At 63.6% G+C, this 14,568-nt stretch carries 16 protein-coding genes; 11 read left to right on the top strand and 5 right to left on the bottom strand.

Annotated elements, in window-relative coordinates:
* The first annotated feature begins 11 nt into the window (after positions 1 to 11).
* From pgsA to WHT83_RS12695, 4 genes are all read left to right on the top strand, one after another.
* Entirely contained in the window at positions 12 to 608 is a 597-nt protein-coding gene (pgsA, locus tag WHT83_RS12680) for a CDP-diacylglycerol--glycerol-3-phosphate 3-phosphatidyltransferase (protein ID WP_108608681.1), read from the top strand.
* A gap of 5 nt (positions 609 to 613) precedes the next feature.
* Complete coding sequence (gene moaD / locus WHT83_RS12685; protein WP_055978740.1) at positions 614 to 868, top strand: molybdopterin converting factor subunit 1; 255 nt, start codon at positions 614 to 616, stop codon at positions 866 to 868.
* A gap of 3 nt (positions 869 to 871) precedes the next feature.
* Positions 872 to 1,345: a molybdenum cofactor biosynthesis protein MoaE gene (locus WHT83_RS12690; RefSeq protein ID WP_406871354.1), complete on the top strand. Its 474-nt coding sequence runs from the start codon at positions 872 to 874 to the stop codon at positions 1,343 to 1,345.
* Positions 1,346 to 1,467: 122 nt separating this feature from the next.
* Positions 1,468 to 2,232 carry a YbaY family lipoprotein gene (locus WHT83_RS12695; protein ID WP_406871355.1) on the top strand — a complete coding sequence of 255 codons (765 nt, stop codon included), beginning with the start codon at positions 1,468 to 1,470 and terminating at the stop codon, positions 2,230 to 2,232.
* A gap of 146 nt (positions 2,233 to 2,378) precedes the next feature.
* On the opposite strand, the gene ndk is transcribed toward WHT83_RS12695, so the two are convergent.
* Positions 2,379 to 2,801 (bottom strand): nucleoside-diphosphate kinase, encoded by a 423-nt coding sequence (gene ndk / locus WHT83_RS12700; protein ID WP_018427138.1) that lies wholly within the window; start codon positions 2,799 to 2,801, stop codon positions 2,379 to 2,381.
* 73 nt (positions 2,802 to 2,874) lie between these two features.
* A complete protein-coding gene (locus WHT83_RS12705) occupies positions 2,875 to 3,567 on the bottom strand; it encodes a glutathione S-transferase family protein (RefSeq protein ID WP_406871356.1) in 693 nt (230 codons plus the stop codon).
* 59 nt (positions 3,568 to 3,626) lie between these two features.
* On the opposite strand from WHT83_RS12705, the gene WHT83_RS12710 reads away from it, so the two are divergent.
* The 5 genes from WHT83_RS12710 (at position 3,627) to WHT83_RS12730 (ending at position 10,372) form a co-directional block, all read left to right on the top strand.
* Positions 3,627 to 4,139 (top strand): DinB family protein, encoded by a 513-nt coding sequence (locus tag WHT83_RS12710; RefSeq protein WP_406871357.1) that lies wholly within the window; start codon positions 3,627 to 3,629, stop codon positions 4,137 to 4,139.
* A 232-nt stretch (positions 4,140 to 4,371) separates the two neighbouring features.
* A complete protein-coding gene (locus tag WHT83_RS12715) occupies positions 4,372 to 5,001 on the top strand; it encodes a hypothetical protein (RefSeq protein ID WP_406871358.1) in 630 nt (209 codons plus the stop codon).
* Between the two features lie 258 nt (positions 5,002 to 5,259).
* Positions 5,260 to 7,137, top strand: coding sequence for an ABC-F family ATP-binding cassette domain-containing protein (locus WHT83_RS12720; protein WP_108608675.1), 1,878 nt, complete (start codon positions 5,260 to 5,262; stop codon positions 7,135 to 7,137).
* 207 nt (positions 7,138 to 7,344) lie between these two features.
* Complete coding sequence (locus WHT83_RS12725; RefSeq protein ID WP_406871359.1) at positions 7,345 to 9,453, top strand: molybdopterin-dependent oxidoreductase; 2,109 nt, start codon at positions 7,345 to 7,347, stop codon at positions 9,451 to 9,453.
* Between the two features lie 25 nt (positions 9,454 to 9,478).
* Entirely contained in the window at positions 9,479 to 10,372 is an 894-nt protein-coding gene (locus WHT83_RS12730; RefSeq protein WP_406871360.1) for a cation diffusion facilitator family transporter, read from the top strand.
* Positions 10,373 to 10,380: 8 nt separating this feature from the next.
* Here WHT83_RS12730 and WHT83_RS12735 read toward each other — a convergent pair whose 3' ends face one another.
* Genes WHT83_RS12735 through purM form a run of 3 tightly spaced genes read right to left on the bottom strand, consistent with a single transcriptional unit; the run spans position 10,381 to position 12,691 of the window.
* Complete coding sequence (locus WHT83_RS12735) at positions 10,381 to 10,908, bottom strand: SixA phosphatase family protein (RefSeq protein WP_406871361.1); 528 nt, start codon at positions 10,906 to 10,908, stop codon at positions 10,381 to 10,383.
* Positions 10,909 to 10,922: 14 nt separating this feature from the next.
* Positions 10,923 to 11,630, bottom strand: coding sequence for a phosphoribosylglycinamide formyltransferase (gene purN, locus WHT83_RS12740; RefSeq protein ID WP_406871362.1), 708 nt, complete (start codon positions 11,628 to 11,630; stop codon positions 10,923 to 10,925).
* Complete coding sequence (purM, locus tag WHT83_RS12745) at positions 11,627 to 12,691, bottom strand: phosphoribosylformylglycinamidine cyclo-ligase (protein WP_108608670.1); 1,065 nt, start codon at positions 12,689 to 12,691, stop codon at positions 11,627 to 11,629. Before purM ends, purN begins: the two co-directional genes overlap by 4 nt.
* A 181-nt stretch (positions 12,692 to 12,872) precedes the next feature.
* Here purM and WHT83_RS12750 point away from each other — a divergent pair, with 181 nt between their 5' ends.
* Both WHT83_RS12750 and WHT83_RS12755 read left to right on the top strand, forming a co-directional pair.
* Positions 12,873 to 13,430, top strand: a complete 558-nt coding sequence (locus WHT83_RS12750; RefSeq protein ID WP_318762098.1) for a CDP-alcohol phosphatidyltransferase family protein — start codon at positions 12,873 to 12,875, stop codon at positions 13,428 to 13,430.
* Positions 13,402 to 14,568, top strand: coding sequence for an AI-2E family transporter (locus WHT83_RS12755; protein ID WP_108608669.1), 1,167 nt, complete (start codon positions 13,402 to 13,404; stop codon positions 14,566 to 14,568). The genes WHT83_RS12750 and WHT83_RS12755 overlap by 29 nt, the downstream gene beginning before the upstream one ends.

Here is a 14,568-nt window from a genome sequence, read left to right on the forward strand (position 1 = left end):
CATAAGAGACCATGGCCCAGCGCGCATTCAACCTGCCCAACATGCTTACCTATGCGCGCATCCTGGCCGTGCCGTTGGTGGTATTGTGCTTCTTCCTGGAAGGGCGCCTGCAGTCGTCCGACTTCGCTCGCTGGAGTGCGCTTGCCATCTTCGTCGTTGCAAGCATCACCGACTATCTCGATGGCTACCTGGCCCGCGCCTGGAAGCAGACCTCGAACATCGGCAGGATGCTGGACCCGATCGCCGACAAGCTGCTGGTCGCCACCTGCCTGCTGCTGCTGGCAGCCGATACCGACAATCGCGGCGGCATCGCCGGCTGGTCGCTGTGGGCGGCGATCATCATCCTGTGCCGCGAGATCCTGGTCTCGGGCCTGCGCGAATATCTGGCCGCCCTCAAGGTCAGCGTGCCCGTCACCCAGCTTGCCAAGTGGAAGACGGCCATCCAGATGGTGGCGATCGCCTTCCTCCTCGCCGGCCCGGCTGGCGACAAGATCTTCCCGCTGACGACCCAGATTGGCCTTGTCCTGCTGTGGATCGCGGCATTGGTGACGCTATACACCGGTTACGACTATTTCCGTGCCGGCCTGAAGCACATCATGGACGAGTGAAGGCCATGACCAAGCTCATCTATTTCGCCTGGGTGCGCGAGCGCATTGGCAAGACCGAAGAAGACATCGATTTGCCCGCCGAGGTGAAGACGGTGCGGGATCTTCTGCTGTGGCTGAAGTCGCGCGGCGAGGAATTCGAAAGCGCCTTGCAGCATCCCGAGGTGATCCGCGTCGCGATCAACCAGGAGCATGTCGACCACCGCGAGGCTGTTGCCGGTGCGCGCGAGATCGCGCTGTTCCCGCCCATGACGGGTGGCTAGGCCATGAGCGCCGCTGTCGTGCCGATGGTGCGCATCCAGGCAGCCGATTTCGACGTCGCCGCCGAGATCGCCAGGCTGACGCAGGGCAGGGCCGACGTCGGCGCCGTCGTCACGTTCACGGGCCTTTGCCGCGACGAGGCAGGGACGCTTTCAGCGCTCGAACTGGAACACTACCCCGGCATGGCCGAGGCCGAGATCGCGCGGATTGCAGGCGAGGCGATCGAGCGCTGGCCATTGGCCGGCATCACCGCCATCCATCGCTTCGGCCGCATCCGACCCGGCGAGAACATCGTGCTGGTGGTCGCCGTATCAACGCATCGGCAGGCTGCCTTTGAGGCGGCGAGCTTCCTGATGGACTACCTCAAGTCGCGTGCGCCCTTCTGGAAGAAGGAACATCGCATCGATGGCAGCGAGGGCGGATGGGTGGACGCCAAGGAAAGCGATGAGATCGCGGCAGCCCGCTGGGCCGGGCGCTGACGGATGGCTGCGGCGATAGGCGCTCGCGGCCTTGGAACCACCGCAATCCTTTGTAGCTTCAATCGCGAAACGGCGCGCTCCGGCGCGGCACGTCTCGGCAACAACGCAGTGGGGAGAAAGCCATGATCGGCAAACTCGCGGAATTCCTTGTCTTCGGCTTCGCGCCGCTGGTGATCGGCATGCTGGCGGTTCCGGCCATGGCTACGGCCGACGAGAGTTCGGTCACGGGGGAGGTGTTCTATCGCGAGCGCATCGCCCTGCCGCCGAACGCGGTGCTTGAGGTGCAGCTTGCCGACGTCTCCCTTGCCGATGCCCCAGCCAAAATACTCGGCGAGCAGAAGATCGATCCGGCAGGCCAGGTGCCGATCAAGTTTGCGATTCCCTTCGATCCAACGGCTATCAAGACCAACATGACCTATGCCTTGCAGGCACGCATCAGCGTCGATGGCCAGCTGTGGTTCATCAATGACGAGCGCCACGCGCTCGATCCGCTGACTGCCGGCCCGCAGACGATGATGGTCAAGATGGTCCGCCAGTCGAGCGCTACCGAGGAAGAAAGCATCTTCGATCGCGATTGGGTGGCGCAAGACATCGGCGGCGCAGCGGTCAGCGAGAAGGCCAAGTCGACGCTGCGCATCGGCAAGGACGGCAAGGTTTCGGGTCGCGGCGGCTGCAACGGCTATTTCGGCAGCGCCAAGATCGACGGCAGCAAGATCGAGTTCGGACAGGTGGGCTCGACGCAGATGGCATGCGAGCAGGCGGCCATGGATCAGGAGCACAAGTTCCACGAGGCGCTTGGCCGTGCCGCTGCCTACCGTTTCGAGGCAGGCAAGCTGGTCCTGGCCGACAAGGACGGCAAAGACATCGTCCGTTTCGTCGCCGGCTGATTGAATCGTTTTCTCGGCGGTTCACGCCAAGCCATTGAAATAGCTAGTCTTGCAGTATGGGGTGTATTTTTCAAGACAAAGAAAAAGCCGGGGCGCAAACCCCGGCTTTTTGATTCTTTGTCAGTGGCCTGAGAGCCGCGGCTTAATCAGCCGACGACCTCGGTGCCCGAGAACCAGTAGGCGATCTCTTCAGCGGCGGTCTCGGGGGCATCCGAGCCGTGCACCGAGTTTTCGCCGATCGACAGGGCGTGGACCTTGCGGATGGTGCCTTCGGCAGCGTTGGCCGGATTGGTGGCGCCCATCACTTCGCGGTTCTTGGCAATCGCATTCTCGCCTTCGAGAACCTGGACGATCGTCGGGGCCGACGACATGAACTCGACCAGCTCGCCGAAGAAGGGGCGTTCCTTGTGGACGGCGTAGAAGCCCTCGGCCTCGCGGCGGCTCATCCACACGCGCTTGGAAGCGACGACGCGCAGGCCGGCATCTTCAAGCATCTTGGTGATGGCGCCGGTCAGGTTGCGCCTGGTTGCGTCCGGCTTGATCATCGAAAATGTGCGTTCGATCGCCATGGTAGGTCCTTGTGATATGGGGATTTGCAGTGTGGCGGGCTCTATACAGGCCGCCCGCCGCATTGCCCAGGGGTCAGGCTGCCGCTGGCACCCGGTGTCCGAGACCCGCATGGAGATTGAGGCAGCGGCCGAACCACTCGGCGATGGGGTCATCCGCATCGATTGATTGGAATGTCGTGGCGATGCGCACCCACTGGAATGCCCCGAACACGATGTAGTCGGCAAACAGCGGGCCGCCGCCGCCGATCCACGGCTGATAGGTCAGCATGCTGCGCAGCGGTTCGAGCGACGCACGGAAGGCGGAGAGGCCGGCGTCGCGCCCAGCCGTCACCTCCTCCAGCGGCTTGCCGTAGCGCGTCTCGCGACTGTGGCGGAAATAGCCTGCATTGGCCTCGTCCTGCATGCCGTGCAGGGCGCCGAGGGCGGTCACGCCGAGATAGGGGTGGATGGTCAACTGGGACCAGCGCTCGATGAAGCGTGCATGCACCTGGCCGCCCTTGCCGCCAAACAGCGTCGGCCGGTCGGGATAGGCTTCTTCGAGATGGAGCGCGATGGCGAAGGAATCGGACACGACCTTGTCGCCATCGCGGATGACCGGGATGGTCGACGACGCGCCGCCTTCTATTTCGGATACTTCGAGGAAACGCGTCGGCACTGCGCGATAGTCGAGCCCCTTGTGGGCCAATGCCATCGCCACTTTCCAGCAGTGCGGGCTGAAGGGGCGGGCGGCGTCGCTGCCGACAAGATCATAGAGCAAAATGGTCATTGGGTTCCCGGTGGGCTGTAGTAAGGAGGGATTGAATGCGAAGCGCCGAAGGATATCAGATGAAGCAGTATTTCATGATGTTGGCCGCCTACAATCAATGGGCCAACGAGCGGATTTACGAGGCCGCGTCCGCCCTCGACGAAGAACAATTCGCCCGCGACACCGGCGCTTTCTTCAAGTCGATGAGAGGCACGCTGAACCACCTCCTGGTCGCTGACCGCATCTGGATGAAGCGCTTCACCGGCGAAGGCGATGCGCCCGCGGCGCTGGATACGATCGTCCAGGCCGACTTCGACAGGCTGCGAGTGGCACGCAAGGCCGAGGACCAACGCATCGTGGAATGGATCGGCTCGCTCAGCGATGCGGCATTTGCCGGCCGCTTCACCTACATGACCGTCACCGACATGCGCACCATTTCGCAGCGGCTGGCGCCAGCGCTGGTTCACCTCTTCAATCACCAGACCCACCATCGCGGACAGGCCCATATGATCCTGACAGTTCTCGGTCGGGAGTCGGTCGGCCTCGACCTCATTCAATTCCAGAGAACGGAAGATGGCAGGGCGTTTGCTTGAAATAGAGCTAAATTTTATATTTTAAATATGAAATATAAAAATCATTGGAGTATTTACTCTCGCAAGTAGAGATGGCCGACGACGTAGAGAAAATCTACGGAAAATCAGAAATCGCTGAAACTTATTCCTGGGTTGTAGCGTTAGTCGAAGTGCAACCGGTTTCAGGTGACTGGTTGCTACGTTTGGCAACTACAGGGAGAAGGACATGGCCTATTGTTGTTCAAGGACTCTGGTGAAAGCTCTGGCAGGGGGCGTCGTCCTTGCCGCGTTGAGCCTGCCTGCGACCGCACTCGAGATCGGCAGCCGTAGTGGCGGCCTAGGCGTCTCGGTCGACTCCAAGGGCATCGGCGCGACGGTGGGCGGATCGGGCGGCGTCAACGCAGACGTTGGCCTGGGCAGCGGCGGCAGCAAGGGGCTTGCCGGCGCGGATGTCAGCGCCTCGGTCGGCGGCTCGAGGGGCATCAATGCCAATGTCGGCGCGAACGTGGGCGGCAACAAAGGCCTGGTCGATGCAAAGGCCAATGCCACGGTTGGCGGCTCGAGCGGGCTCAATGCCAATCTCGGCGCCAATGTCGGTGGCAGCGGCAGCCTGGCCAAGGTCAGCACCAATGTCGGACTGGGCGGCAATACGCTGCTCGATCTCGGTGTCAATGTCGGCGGTCCCGGCATCGCCGGCCCTAGTGGCCCCGGCGGACCTGGAGGCCCGGGCGTTCCTGGTGTGAACCCCGGTGTGGTCAACGGCATGTCGGCAGGGCAGATCGCGGCCTACGTCAAGCGCTGCAAGATGGTGCTGTCGAACCCGATGGCCTTCGAAAGCGACCTGCGCGAACTGTGCAAGTTGCTGCGCACCGCCAGCCGCTGAGGCGCCCAACCAGATTTTTCGGACGGCCCGCGATCTGCGGGCCGTTTCGTTTTCCGAAGGTGCGCATGTTCATGCTCTTCGCCATCCTGTCTGCAGGCAGTGCCGTCTTGTTTGCGCTCGCAGGCGACGCGCTCCTCCGTGCTGCAAGACCGGCTTTCGCCTGAAGCAACGCAGCTATCGCGTTTTCGACCATGCGTTGCGTCTAACGTGGGCCGCGCACCCTTGCCATTGCTGCAACTCTCCGCCAAAACCGCCGCCATGCTTATTATCAATGATCTTTCCCTCCGTATCGCCGGACGCCTTCTTCTCGACCATGCGTCGCTGACCCTGCCTGCCGGCACCAAGGCCGGCCTCGTCGGCCGCAACGGCACCGGCAAGACGACGCTTTTCAAGGCGATCACAGGCGATTTCAGTTCCGAAAGCGGCAGCATCAGCCTGCCCAAGAACACGCGCATCGGCCAGGTGGCGCAGGAAGCGCCCGGCACCGAGGAGCCGCTGATTGACATCGTGCTCAAGGCCGATGTCGAGCGCGCGGCACTTCTCGCCGAGGAGCAGACGGCCACCGACCCGCATCGCATCGCCGAGATCCACATTCGCCTGGCGGACATCGAGGCGCATTCGGCCGAGTCGCGCGCAGCGACCATTCTCGCCGGTCTCGGCTTCGACGATGAGGCGCAACGCCGCCCGGCGTCGTCGTTCTCCGGCGGCTGGCGCATGCGCGTGGCGCTCGCGGCAGTTCTGTTTTCGGAACCCGATCTTCTGCTGCTCGACGAGCCGACCAACTATCTCGATCTCGAAGGCACGCTGTGGCTGGAGAACTACGTTTCCAAATATCCGCACACCGTGCTTCTGATCAGCCACGACCGCGACCTGCTCAACCGCGCAGTCAATTCGATCGTCCATCTCGACCAGAAGAAAATGACCTTCTGGCGCGGCGGCTATGATCAGTTCGAGCGTCAGTTCGCCGAGCAGCGTGAGCTGCAGGAGAAGGGCCGCGTCAAGCAGGAGGCGGCGCGCAAGCATCTGCAGTCCTTCGTCGACCGCTTCCGTGCCAAGGCTTCCAAGGCGCGGCAGGCACAGTCGCGCATCAAGGCGCTGGAGAAGATGAAACCGATCGCGGCGCTGATGGAGGACAATGTGCGTCCGTTCAGCTTCCCCGAACCGGTGAAGACGGTCGCCTCGCCGATCGTAGCACTTGATCGCGTCAATGTCGGCTATCAGGCCGACAAGCCGATCCTCAAGAAGATGACTTTGCGTATCGACGCCGACGATCGCATCGCGCTTCTCGGCGCCAACGGCAACGGCAAGTCGACTTTCGCCAAACTCCTGGCCGGCCGGTTGAAGGCCGAGACCGGTTCGGTGACGATTGCGCCAGGCCTCAAGGTCGCGATCTTTGCCCAGCACCAGCTCGACGATCTGAGGCCTGAGGAAAACGCCTACGAACACGTGCGCCGGCTGATGCCGGAGGCACCGGAATCGAAGGTGCGCGCCCGCGTCGCCCAGTTCGGCCTTCCCACCGAGAAGATGAACACCGCCGCCAAGGACCTCTCCGGCGGCGAAAAGGCACGGCTGTTGATGGGGCTGTCCGCCTTTGACGGGCCGAACCTGTTCATCCTCGACGAGCCGACCAACCACCTGGATATCGACAGTCGTGAGGCGTTGATCATGGCGCTCAACGACTTTCCGGGCGCGGTGATCCTGATCAGCCACGATCGCCACCTGCTCGAGGCGACGGCCGACCGGCTGTGGCTGGTCAAGGATGGCTCGGTCAACCCGTATGACGGCGATCTCGAGGACTACAAGACGCTGGTGACGGGCGTGTCGGGCGACCGGCGCGAAAAGCGCGAGGCCGACAAGGCATCCAAGGCGGACAAGCGCCGCGAGGCTGCCGCGCGCCGGGCAGCGATGGAGCCGCTGGCCAAGGAAATCCGCGCCACCGAGGCGCTGATGGACCGCATCCGCAAGCGCATCGACAGCATCGAGGATCAACTGGCCGACCCGAAGCTCTATGAGAAAGATCCGACGACGGCGACGCAACTTGCCAAGGAGCGCTCGCAGCTAGGCGCCCAGCTCAATGGCCATGAGGAAAAATGGCTGACCATGTCGGCCGAATATGAGGAAGGCATCGCCGAGTAGGGCTGTTTGCCCTCCCCTTTGTGGGGAGGGTCGGACCAAAAGGTCCGGGGTGGGTGTGCTGCGTCCACTATCACCCCCTACCTTCGGCTCTCTTGGTTGCTTCGCAATCCTCGCTCCCCGACCATACTCGCAACGGGGAGGGGGAGGGCAAGTCAGTGCTCCATGCTGGCCCTACACTCGGCGCCGACATCAGGGTAAAAGGGCGCCATGAACCAGCACACCAAGATCAGGATCGGCCATTCGGCCTGCCCGCATGACTGCCCGTCGACCTGTGCGCTCGATGTCGAATTGCTCGACGACAAGCGCATCGGTCGCGTCCACGGCGCCAAGGACAACAACTATACGGCTGGCGTCGTCTGCGCCAAGGTTGCGCGCTATGCTGACCGCGTCCACCATCCCGACCGCTTGCTGAAGCCGCTGATCCGCGCCGGCGCCAAGGGCGACGGCAACTGGAAGGAAGCGAGCTGGGAGGCCGCGCTCGACCTCGTGGCGGAAAAATTCATCGCGGCGGAGGAAAAATACGGCTCGGAGACGGTCTGGCCCTATTTTTATGCCGGCACGATGGGGCTGGTGCAGCGCGACGGCATCGAGCGGCTCCGGCACGCCAAGAAATATTCCGGCTTCTTCGGCTCGATCTGCACCAACCTGGCCTGGACCGGCTATGTGATGGGCACCGGTGCGCTGCGCGGTTCCGACCCGCGCGAGATGGCCAAGTCCGATTGCGTCGTGATCTGGGGCACCAACGCGGTCGTCACCCAGGTCAACGTGATGACCCACGCGATCAAGGCCCGCAAGGAACGCGGCGCCAAGATCGTCGTCATCGACATCTACGAGACGGCAACGCTCAAGCAGGCCGACATGGGCCTGGTGCTGAAGCCCGGCACCGACGCAGCGCTGGCCTGCGCCGTCATGCATGTGCTTTTCCGGGAAGGTTTCGCCGACCGCGCCTATCTCGAGACGTACACCGACGATCCGAAGGGCCTGGAAGCGCATCTGCGCGACAGGACGCCGGAATGGGCGGCTGAAATCACCGGCCTGTCGGTCGACGAGATCGAGGCCTTCGCCCGCCTAGTCGGCACGACCAGGAAGACCTTCTTTCGCCTCGGTTATGGCTTCTCGCGCCAGCGCAACGGCTCGGTCAACATGCACGCCGCATTGTCGATCCCGGCGGTGACGGGTGCCTGGCAGTATGAAGGCGGCGGCGCCTTTCATTCCAATTCGGGCATCTTCAAGCTCAATGGCGAACTGTTGGAGGGCACGAAGTTTCGCGATCCCGACATCCGCTACCTCGACCATTCGCGCATCGGCCCGGTTCTGACCAACGCCGAGGACGCGCTTTACGGCGGCCCGCCGGTGACGGCGCTGCTGATCCAGAACACAAATCCGATGAACGTCGCGCCCGAGCAGCGGCTGGTGCGCCAGGGTTTCCTGCGCGACGATCTGTTTTCCTGCGTGCACGAGCAGTTCATGACCGACACGGCGAAGGTCGCCGACGTCGTGCTGCCGGCGACGATGTTCCTCGAGCATGACGACATCTACAAGGGCGGTGGCAACCAGCACATCACGCTCGGGCCGAAGCTGATCGATCCGCCGGAAGGCCCGCGCACCAACCACTATGTCGTCGAGGAGCTTGGCAAGCGCCTGGGCGTGGCGCACCTGCCGGGCTTCGGCATGAGCGAGCGCGAACACATCGACGTGATGCTGGCGAAGAAGGGACTCGGCGATTTCGACACGTTCAAGGAACAAAAATGGGTCGACCTGCAGCCGGAATTCGAGGATGCGCATTTCCTCAAGGGGTTCGGCCATCCCGACGGCAAGTTCCGCTTCAAGCCGCATTGGAACGGTGGGACCGCTCCCAACAAGCCGCCGAAGAGCATGGGCATCTTCGGCCCAGTCGCGCAGTTGCCGGAATTCCCCGATCATGTCGACCTGATCGAGGTGGCGGACGCCGAGCACCCGTTCCGGCTGGCGACGTCGCCGGCGCGCAATTTCCTCAACTCGACCTTCGCCGAGACGCCGGTGTCGCGCGAGAAGGAGGGACGGCCGGAGTTGCTGATCCATTCGGAAGACGCAGCGGCGCTCGGCCTAGCCAATGGCGATCGGGTCGAGATCGGCAACACACGCGGCGAAGTCGTGCTGCACGCCAGGCTGTTCGACAAGATCAGGCGCGGCGTCGTCATCGCCGAGGGCATCTGGCCGAATTCGGATCATGAACGCGGCGAGGGCATCAATGTGCTGACCGGTGCCGACGCGCCGGCGCCCTATGGTGGTGCTGCGGTTCACGACAACAAGGTTTGGGTCCGGCCGGCCGGCTGATCCTCAATACGGTCGGAGACTTGTCATGAGCGGCGATCACGATCACGGCGACATGCAGAACACGCCGGAGTCCCGGCTCTGGCTGGCATTCGGCCTGACCGCCAGCTTTATGATCGCCGAGGTCATCGGTGGCGTCGTCACCGGCAGCCTGGCGCTGATCTCCGATGCGATGCACATGGCGACCGACGCCATGGCACTCGCCATCGCGCTGATCGCGATCAAGGTCGGCCGGCGCGCCGCCGACCTCCTGCGCACCTACGGTTATGCCCGATTCGAGATCCTGGCGGCGGCATTCAACGCACTGGTCCTGCTCGGCATCGCCTTCTACATCCTCTACGAAGCCTATGAGCGGCTGTACCAGTCGACGGAGATAGCCTCGCTCGGCATGCTCGTCGTCGCGGTCATCGGACTTGCCGTCAATTTCACGTCCATGCGCCTGCTGACCGGTCACAAGGACAAGAGCCTCAACGTCAAGGGTGCCTATCTCGAAGTCTGGGCCGACATGCTGGGTTCGCTCGGCGTGATCGCCGGCGCGCTCGTCATCTGGTTCACCGGCTGGCAGTGGGTGGATTCGCTGATCGCCGTCGGCATCGGCTTCATGGTGTTCCCGCGCACCTGGGTGCTGCTCAAGGCATGCGTCAACATCCTGCTCGAAGGCGTGCCGCCCGGCATGAACCTGGCCGAGGTCGAGCAGGCCATTGCCACTGTTCCGGGCGTCGCTTCGGTCCACGACCTGCACCTGTGGGCGATCACCCAGAGCAAGGCGTCGCTGACGGCGCATGCGGTGCTGGACGTCGACGCCGACGCCGAGATGGTGCGGCGGGCGATCGAAGCCCGGCTGCAGGAGAAGTTCGACCTGCATCACACCACGCTGCAGATGGAGCGCGAAAACTGTGCGCCGCTGGAGCGCATCCACTGACGGTTGCGTTAGTTCAGATCCTTGGGACGCAGGCAATGGGTGAGACGGGCGCTGCCGAAGTGCAGTTCATTCCATGCGCCTTCGAATTGCAGCCTGGCCAGCGCGCCAGTCGAAAACTTGTCGGCAAGGAGCTTCAATGCGTTGTCGTCCGAACCCGAACCGGCGAGTTGAAGCGCGAAGTCCTCGAGACCCGGATTGTGGGCAACCACAAGCAGCGTCATGACCGCATCGGATGCCGATTGCACCTCGGCCAGCAACTCCCGCGCAGTGGCTAGGTAGAGGTCGTCGGGGAAGGCAACCGGAGGCTGAGGAACCGGCCAGCGGGCCGAGGCCAACTGCCATGTATCGCGCGTGCGCACGGAGGGCGAGACCAGCGCGAGGTCGGGCAACCAGCCGCGCTTGAGGATTTCCTCGGCCATCCTGGGTGCGGCCTTGCGCCCGCGCGGTGCGAGCGGACGGTCGAAATCCGCGAGCGCGGTATCGTCCCAGCTCGACTTGGCGTGGCGCAGAAGCAGAAGTTGCCTGATCTTCGCCATGCCGTTCTTTCCGTTCAGGGCGTGATGCGCGCCAGCTGTTCGAGGTCGACCTCTTCGCGCGCCGGGCTGGGAGCAGCGACGGTGTCGTTGCTGGTGGTCTCGGCGAAGCCCGAAAAGGCAGTGCGATTGCCGTCCATCCTTACCTTGCCCTCGGCGAACAGCTTGAGCGCAAGCGGATACAGCCTGTGCTCGGCCTTGAGCACGCGGGCCGAAAGCGTTGGCTCGTCGTCGTCGATCAGCACGGGCACGGCCGCCTGGGCGATGATCGGACCGTCGTCCATTGCGGGCGTGACGAAATGAACCGTGCAACCATGGACGCGGATACCGGCATCGAGCGCACGGCTATGCGTGTCGAGACCCTTGAACGACGGCAGCAGTGCTGGATGGATGTTGATCATCCGGCCCTGCCACTTCTCGACGAAATCGGTGGTCAAAAGCCGCATGTAGCCCGCAAGGGCGACGATCTCGGCGCCGAAAGTGGCCAACGCGGCATCGATGGCCACGTCATGTGCATCCTTGCTGGCATGGTCGGCGCGGGCGATGACCTTGGTCGCGACGCCGCGGCTGGCGGCGATGCCCAGGCCGAGCGCGTTGGGCTGGTCGGAGATGACGCCGACGATCTCGGTCGGGAAGGCCGGGTCGGCCGCCGCGTCGATCAGCGCGGCCATGTTGGAGCCGCGGCCGGAGATCAGGATGACAGTGCGTTTGCGCGGCGCATTCATAGGGCGAGCGACCCGCGGTAGATCACGCCCGTGTCGCGGCGCGGCACGATGCGGCCGATCGGCGTGACCGTTTCGCCTGCCTCCTGCAGCACTGCCGCGACCTGTGCGGCCTGGCCGGCGGCCACGACCGCGATCATGCCGACGCCGCAATTGAAGGTGCGCATCATCTCTTCGGGCGCGACGCCACCGGTTTCTGCCAGCCAGGAGAAGACGCGCGGCACTTCGATCGCAGAAAGGTCGAGCTCGGCGGAGAACTCCTTGGGCAGGACCCTGGGAATGTTTTCGGGGAAGCCGCCGCCGGTGATGTGGGCCAGCGCCTTGATGCCGTGGGTCTCGCGGATCGCCTTGAGCAACGACTTGACGTAGATGCGGGTCGGCTCGAGCAGGGCCTCTGCCAGCGTCGGTCCGTCGGCGAAGGGCGCGCGGTCGGCCCATTTGACGCCGGATTTCTCGACGATGCGGCGAACCAGCGAATAGCCATTGGAGTGCACGCCCGAAGAGGCGAGGCCGAGCAGCACGTCGCCCTCGACGACATCGTCGGTCGGCAACAGCTGGCCGCGCTCGGCGGCACCAACGGCGAAGCCGGCGAGGTCGTAATCGTTGCCGTGATACATGCCCGGCATTTCGGCGGTCTCGCCGCCGATCAGCGCACAGCCGGCCTGGCGGCAGCCCTCGGCGATACCCGAGACGATGTCGGCGCCCTGGTTGGGGTCGAGCTTGCCGGTGGCGAAGTAGTCGAGAAACAGCAGCGGCTCGGCACCCTGGACGACGATGTCGTTGACGCACATGGCGACGAGGTCGACGCCGATGGTGTCGTGCTTGCCGGCATCGATTGCGATCTTGAGCTTGGTGCCGACGCCGTCATTGGCCGCGACCAGGATCGGATCGCTGAAACCCGCCGCTTTGAGGTCGAACAGGCCACCGAAGCCGCCGATCTCGCCATCCGCACCCGGCCGGCGCGTCGAGCGCACCAGCGGTTTGATCTTCTCGACCATCAGGTTCCCGGCGTCGATGTCGACGCCCGCCTGCGCGTAGGTGAGACCCTTGCTGCCTTCGCTCATCGTCAAAATCCTGATGTCCTACGCCTTTTGCGCGCTATTCGCATGAACGGCCCGTTCCCGCAAGCGACACTGGCCCGGTGCGACCGGATGCGCCGGTCAAAGCCGTGGACAGGGCCTGTCCCTTGCGGTCAGGTGAACTGTCGCCCATGTATCGGGAAAAGACAAAGGGTGGATGCCGGTCGTGACGATTCCCAACATGATCACCATCATGAGGCTCATCCTGGTGCCTTGCGTGATCTATGCCATGCTCTCGGCGCGCTGGGACTGGGCCTTTGCCGGATTTGTCATTGCAGGTGTTTCCGACGGCGTCGACGGCTTCATCGCTCGCCATTTCAACCAGCGTTCCGAACTCGGCGCCTATCTCGATCCTATGGCCGACAAGCTGCTGCTGGTCAGCGTCTTCGTGGTCCTCGGCATCATGGGTCACCTGCCTCTGTGGCTGGTTATGCTGGCCGTTTCCCGCGACGCGCTGATTGTCGGCGCGGTGCTGTTGTCGACCATCATGGGGCACCCGGTGAAAGTGCGCCCGCTCATGGTGTCCAAGGTCAACACCGCGATACAGATCGTCCTGGCAGCGATTGTCCTTGCCGAACTTGCCTTTACACTCGAGCTTGGCCCGGTTCGGCCGGCGTTGATAATACTGTCCGGCCTCTTGACCGTGGCTTCCGCGGCAGCCTATCTCGTGGCCTGGCTGAGGCACATGAGCGGTTATGGCGAAGGCGAAACTCCCAACCGATAACGAGGCGGCCGAAGAAGCCGCCGCTGCAGCGTTCCGCAAGCAGATCCGTTTCTGGCTGATCACCGCCGTCCTGTTCGTCGGTTTCCTCTATTTGTTCAGCAACATCCTGCTGCCCTTCGTGGCCGGCATGGCGCTTGCCTATTTCCTCGATCCGGTCGCCGACCGGCTGCAGCGGCTTGGCCTGTCGCGGATCATGGCGACGGTGGTGATCCTCATCTGTTTCATCGTCTTGCTGACGCTGGCGCTGGTGGTGCTGATCCCGGTGCTGGCCTCGCAGATGGCGGATTTCGCCGCCAAGGTGCCGGGATACGTCGAGAAGCTTCAGCAACTGGTCACCAATTTCGACCCGCAATGGCTGGAACAGCGCTTTGGCGTCGATGCGGCCGGCCTGCGCGAAGGCCTCAACTCGCTGCTGAGCACCGGTTTCGGCTTCCTTTCGACTGTTTTCCAGTCGATCTGGAGCTCGGGCGTGGCGCTGTTTTCCATCGCCAGCCTGTTCGTCATCACGCCCGTCGTGGCCTTCTACATGCTGCTCGACTGGGACCGCATGGTTGCCGTCGTCGACAGCTGGGTGCCGCGCGACCACGTCGAGACGGTGCGCCGACTCGCCACCGACATCAACGCGGCGACCGCGGGCTTCGTCCGCGGGCAGGGCACGCTCTGCTTGGTGCTCGGCGTGATGTACGCCATCGGCCTGACGCTGACCGGGCTGAATTTCGGCGTTCTCATTGGCCTGTTCGCCGGGCTCATCAGCTTCATTCCTTATGTCGGCTCGATGGTCGGGCTGGTACTGTCGGTCGGCGTCGCTTTCGTGCAGTTCTGGCCGGACTGGACAATGGTGGTTGCCGTGGCTGCGGTCTTCTTCGTCGGCCAGTTCATCGAAGGTAACATCCTGCAGCCGCGGCTGGTCGGCAAGAGCGTCGGCCTGCATCCGGTCTGGCTGATGTTCGCGCTGTTTGCGTTCGGCGCGCTGTTCGGCTTTGTCGGCTTGCTGGTTGCGGTGCCCGCCGCGGCGGCCGTCGCCGTTCTGGTCCGCTTTGCCATATCGCGTTATCTCGAGTCGCCGCTCTATCACGGCCATGCGGTGCAGCCGCCGGTCGAGGCCCGCAAGGCGAGCGGGACCAGCCCGGATAAATGA

It is taken from the genome of Aminobacter sp. P9b (genome assembly GCF_045345995.1).
Lineage (GTDB): Bacteria > Pseudomonadota > Alphaproteobacteria > Rhizobiales > Rhizobiaceae > Aminobacter > Aminobacter niigataensis.

Bases quoted from the DNA above. Each gene is read 5' to 3' on its own strand.
- purN (WP_406871362.1), bottom strand. From the start codon at position 11,630: ATGAATGCGCCGCGCAAACGCACTGTCATCCTGATCTCCGGCCGCGGC.
- WHT83_RS12690 (WP_406871354.1), top strand. From the start codon at position 872: ATGAGCGCCGCTGTCGTGCCGATGGTGCGCATCCAGGCAGCCGATTTC.
- WHT83_RS12705 (WP_406871356.1), bottom strand. From the start codon at position 3,567: ATGACCATTTTGCTCTATGATCTTGTCGGCAGCGACGCCGCCCGCCCC.
- purM (WP_108608670.1), bottom strand. From the start codon at position 12,691: ATGAGCGAAGGCAGCAAGGGTCTCACCTACGCGCAGGCGGGCGTCGAC.
- WHT83_RS12735 (WP_406871361.1), bottom strand. From the start codon at position 10,908: ATGGCGAAGATCAGGCAACTTCTGCTTCTGCGCCACGCCAAGTCGAGC.
- moaD (WP_055978740.1), top strand. From the start codon at position 614: ATGACCAAGCTCATCTATTTCGCCTGGGTGCGCGAGCGCATTGGCAAG.
- pgsA (WP_108608681.1), top strand. From the start codon at position 12: ATGGCCCAGCGCGCATTCAACCTGCCCAACATGCTTACCTATGCGCGC.
- WHT83_RS12720 (WP_108608675.1), top strand. From the start codon at position 5,260: ATGCTTATTATCAATGATCTTTCCCTCCGTATCGCCGGACGCCTTCTT.
- ndk (WP_018427138.1), bottom strand. From the start codon at position 2,801: ATGGCGATCGAACGCACATTTTCGATGATCAAGCCGGACGCAACCAGG.
- WHT83_RS12710 (WP_406871357.1), top strand. From the start codon at position 3,627: ATGAAGCAGTATTTCATGATGTTGGCCGCCTACAATCAATGGGCCAAC.
- WHT83_RS12725 (WP_406871359.1), top strand. From the start codon at position 7,345: ATGAACCAGCACACCAAGATCAGGATCGGCCATTCGGCCTGCCCGCAT.
- WHT83_RS12755 (WP_108608669.1), top strand. From the start codon at position 13,402: ATGGCGAAGGCGAAACTCCCAACCGATAACGAGGCGGCCGAAGAAGCC.
- WHT83_RS12730 (WP_406871360.1), top strand. From the start codon at position 9,479: ATGAGCGGCGATCACGATCACGGCGACATGCAGAACACGCCGGAGTCC.
- WHT83_RS12695 (WP_406871355.1), top strand. From the start codon at position 1,468: ATGATCGGCAAACTCGCGGAATTCCTTGTCTTCGGCTTCGCGCCGCTG.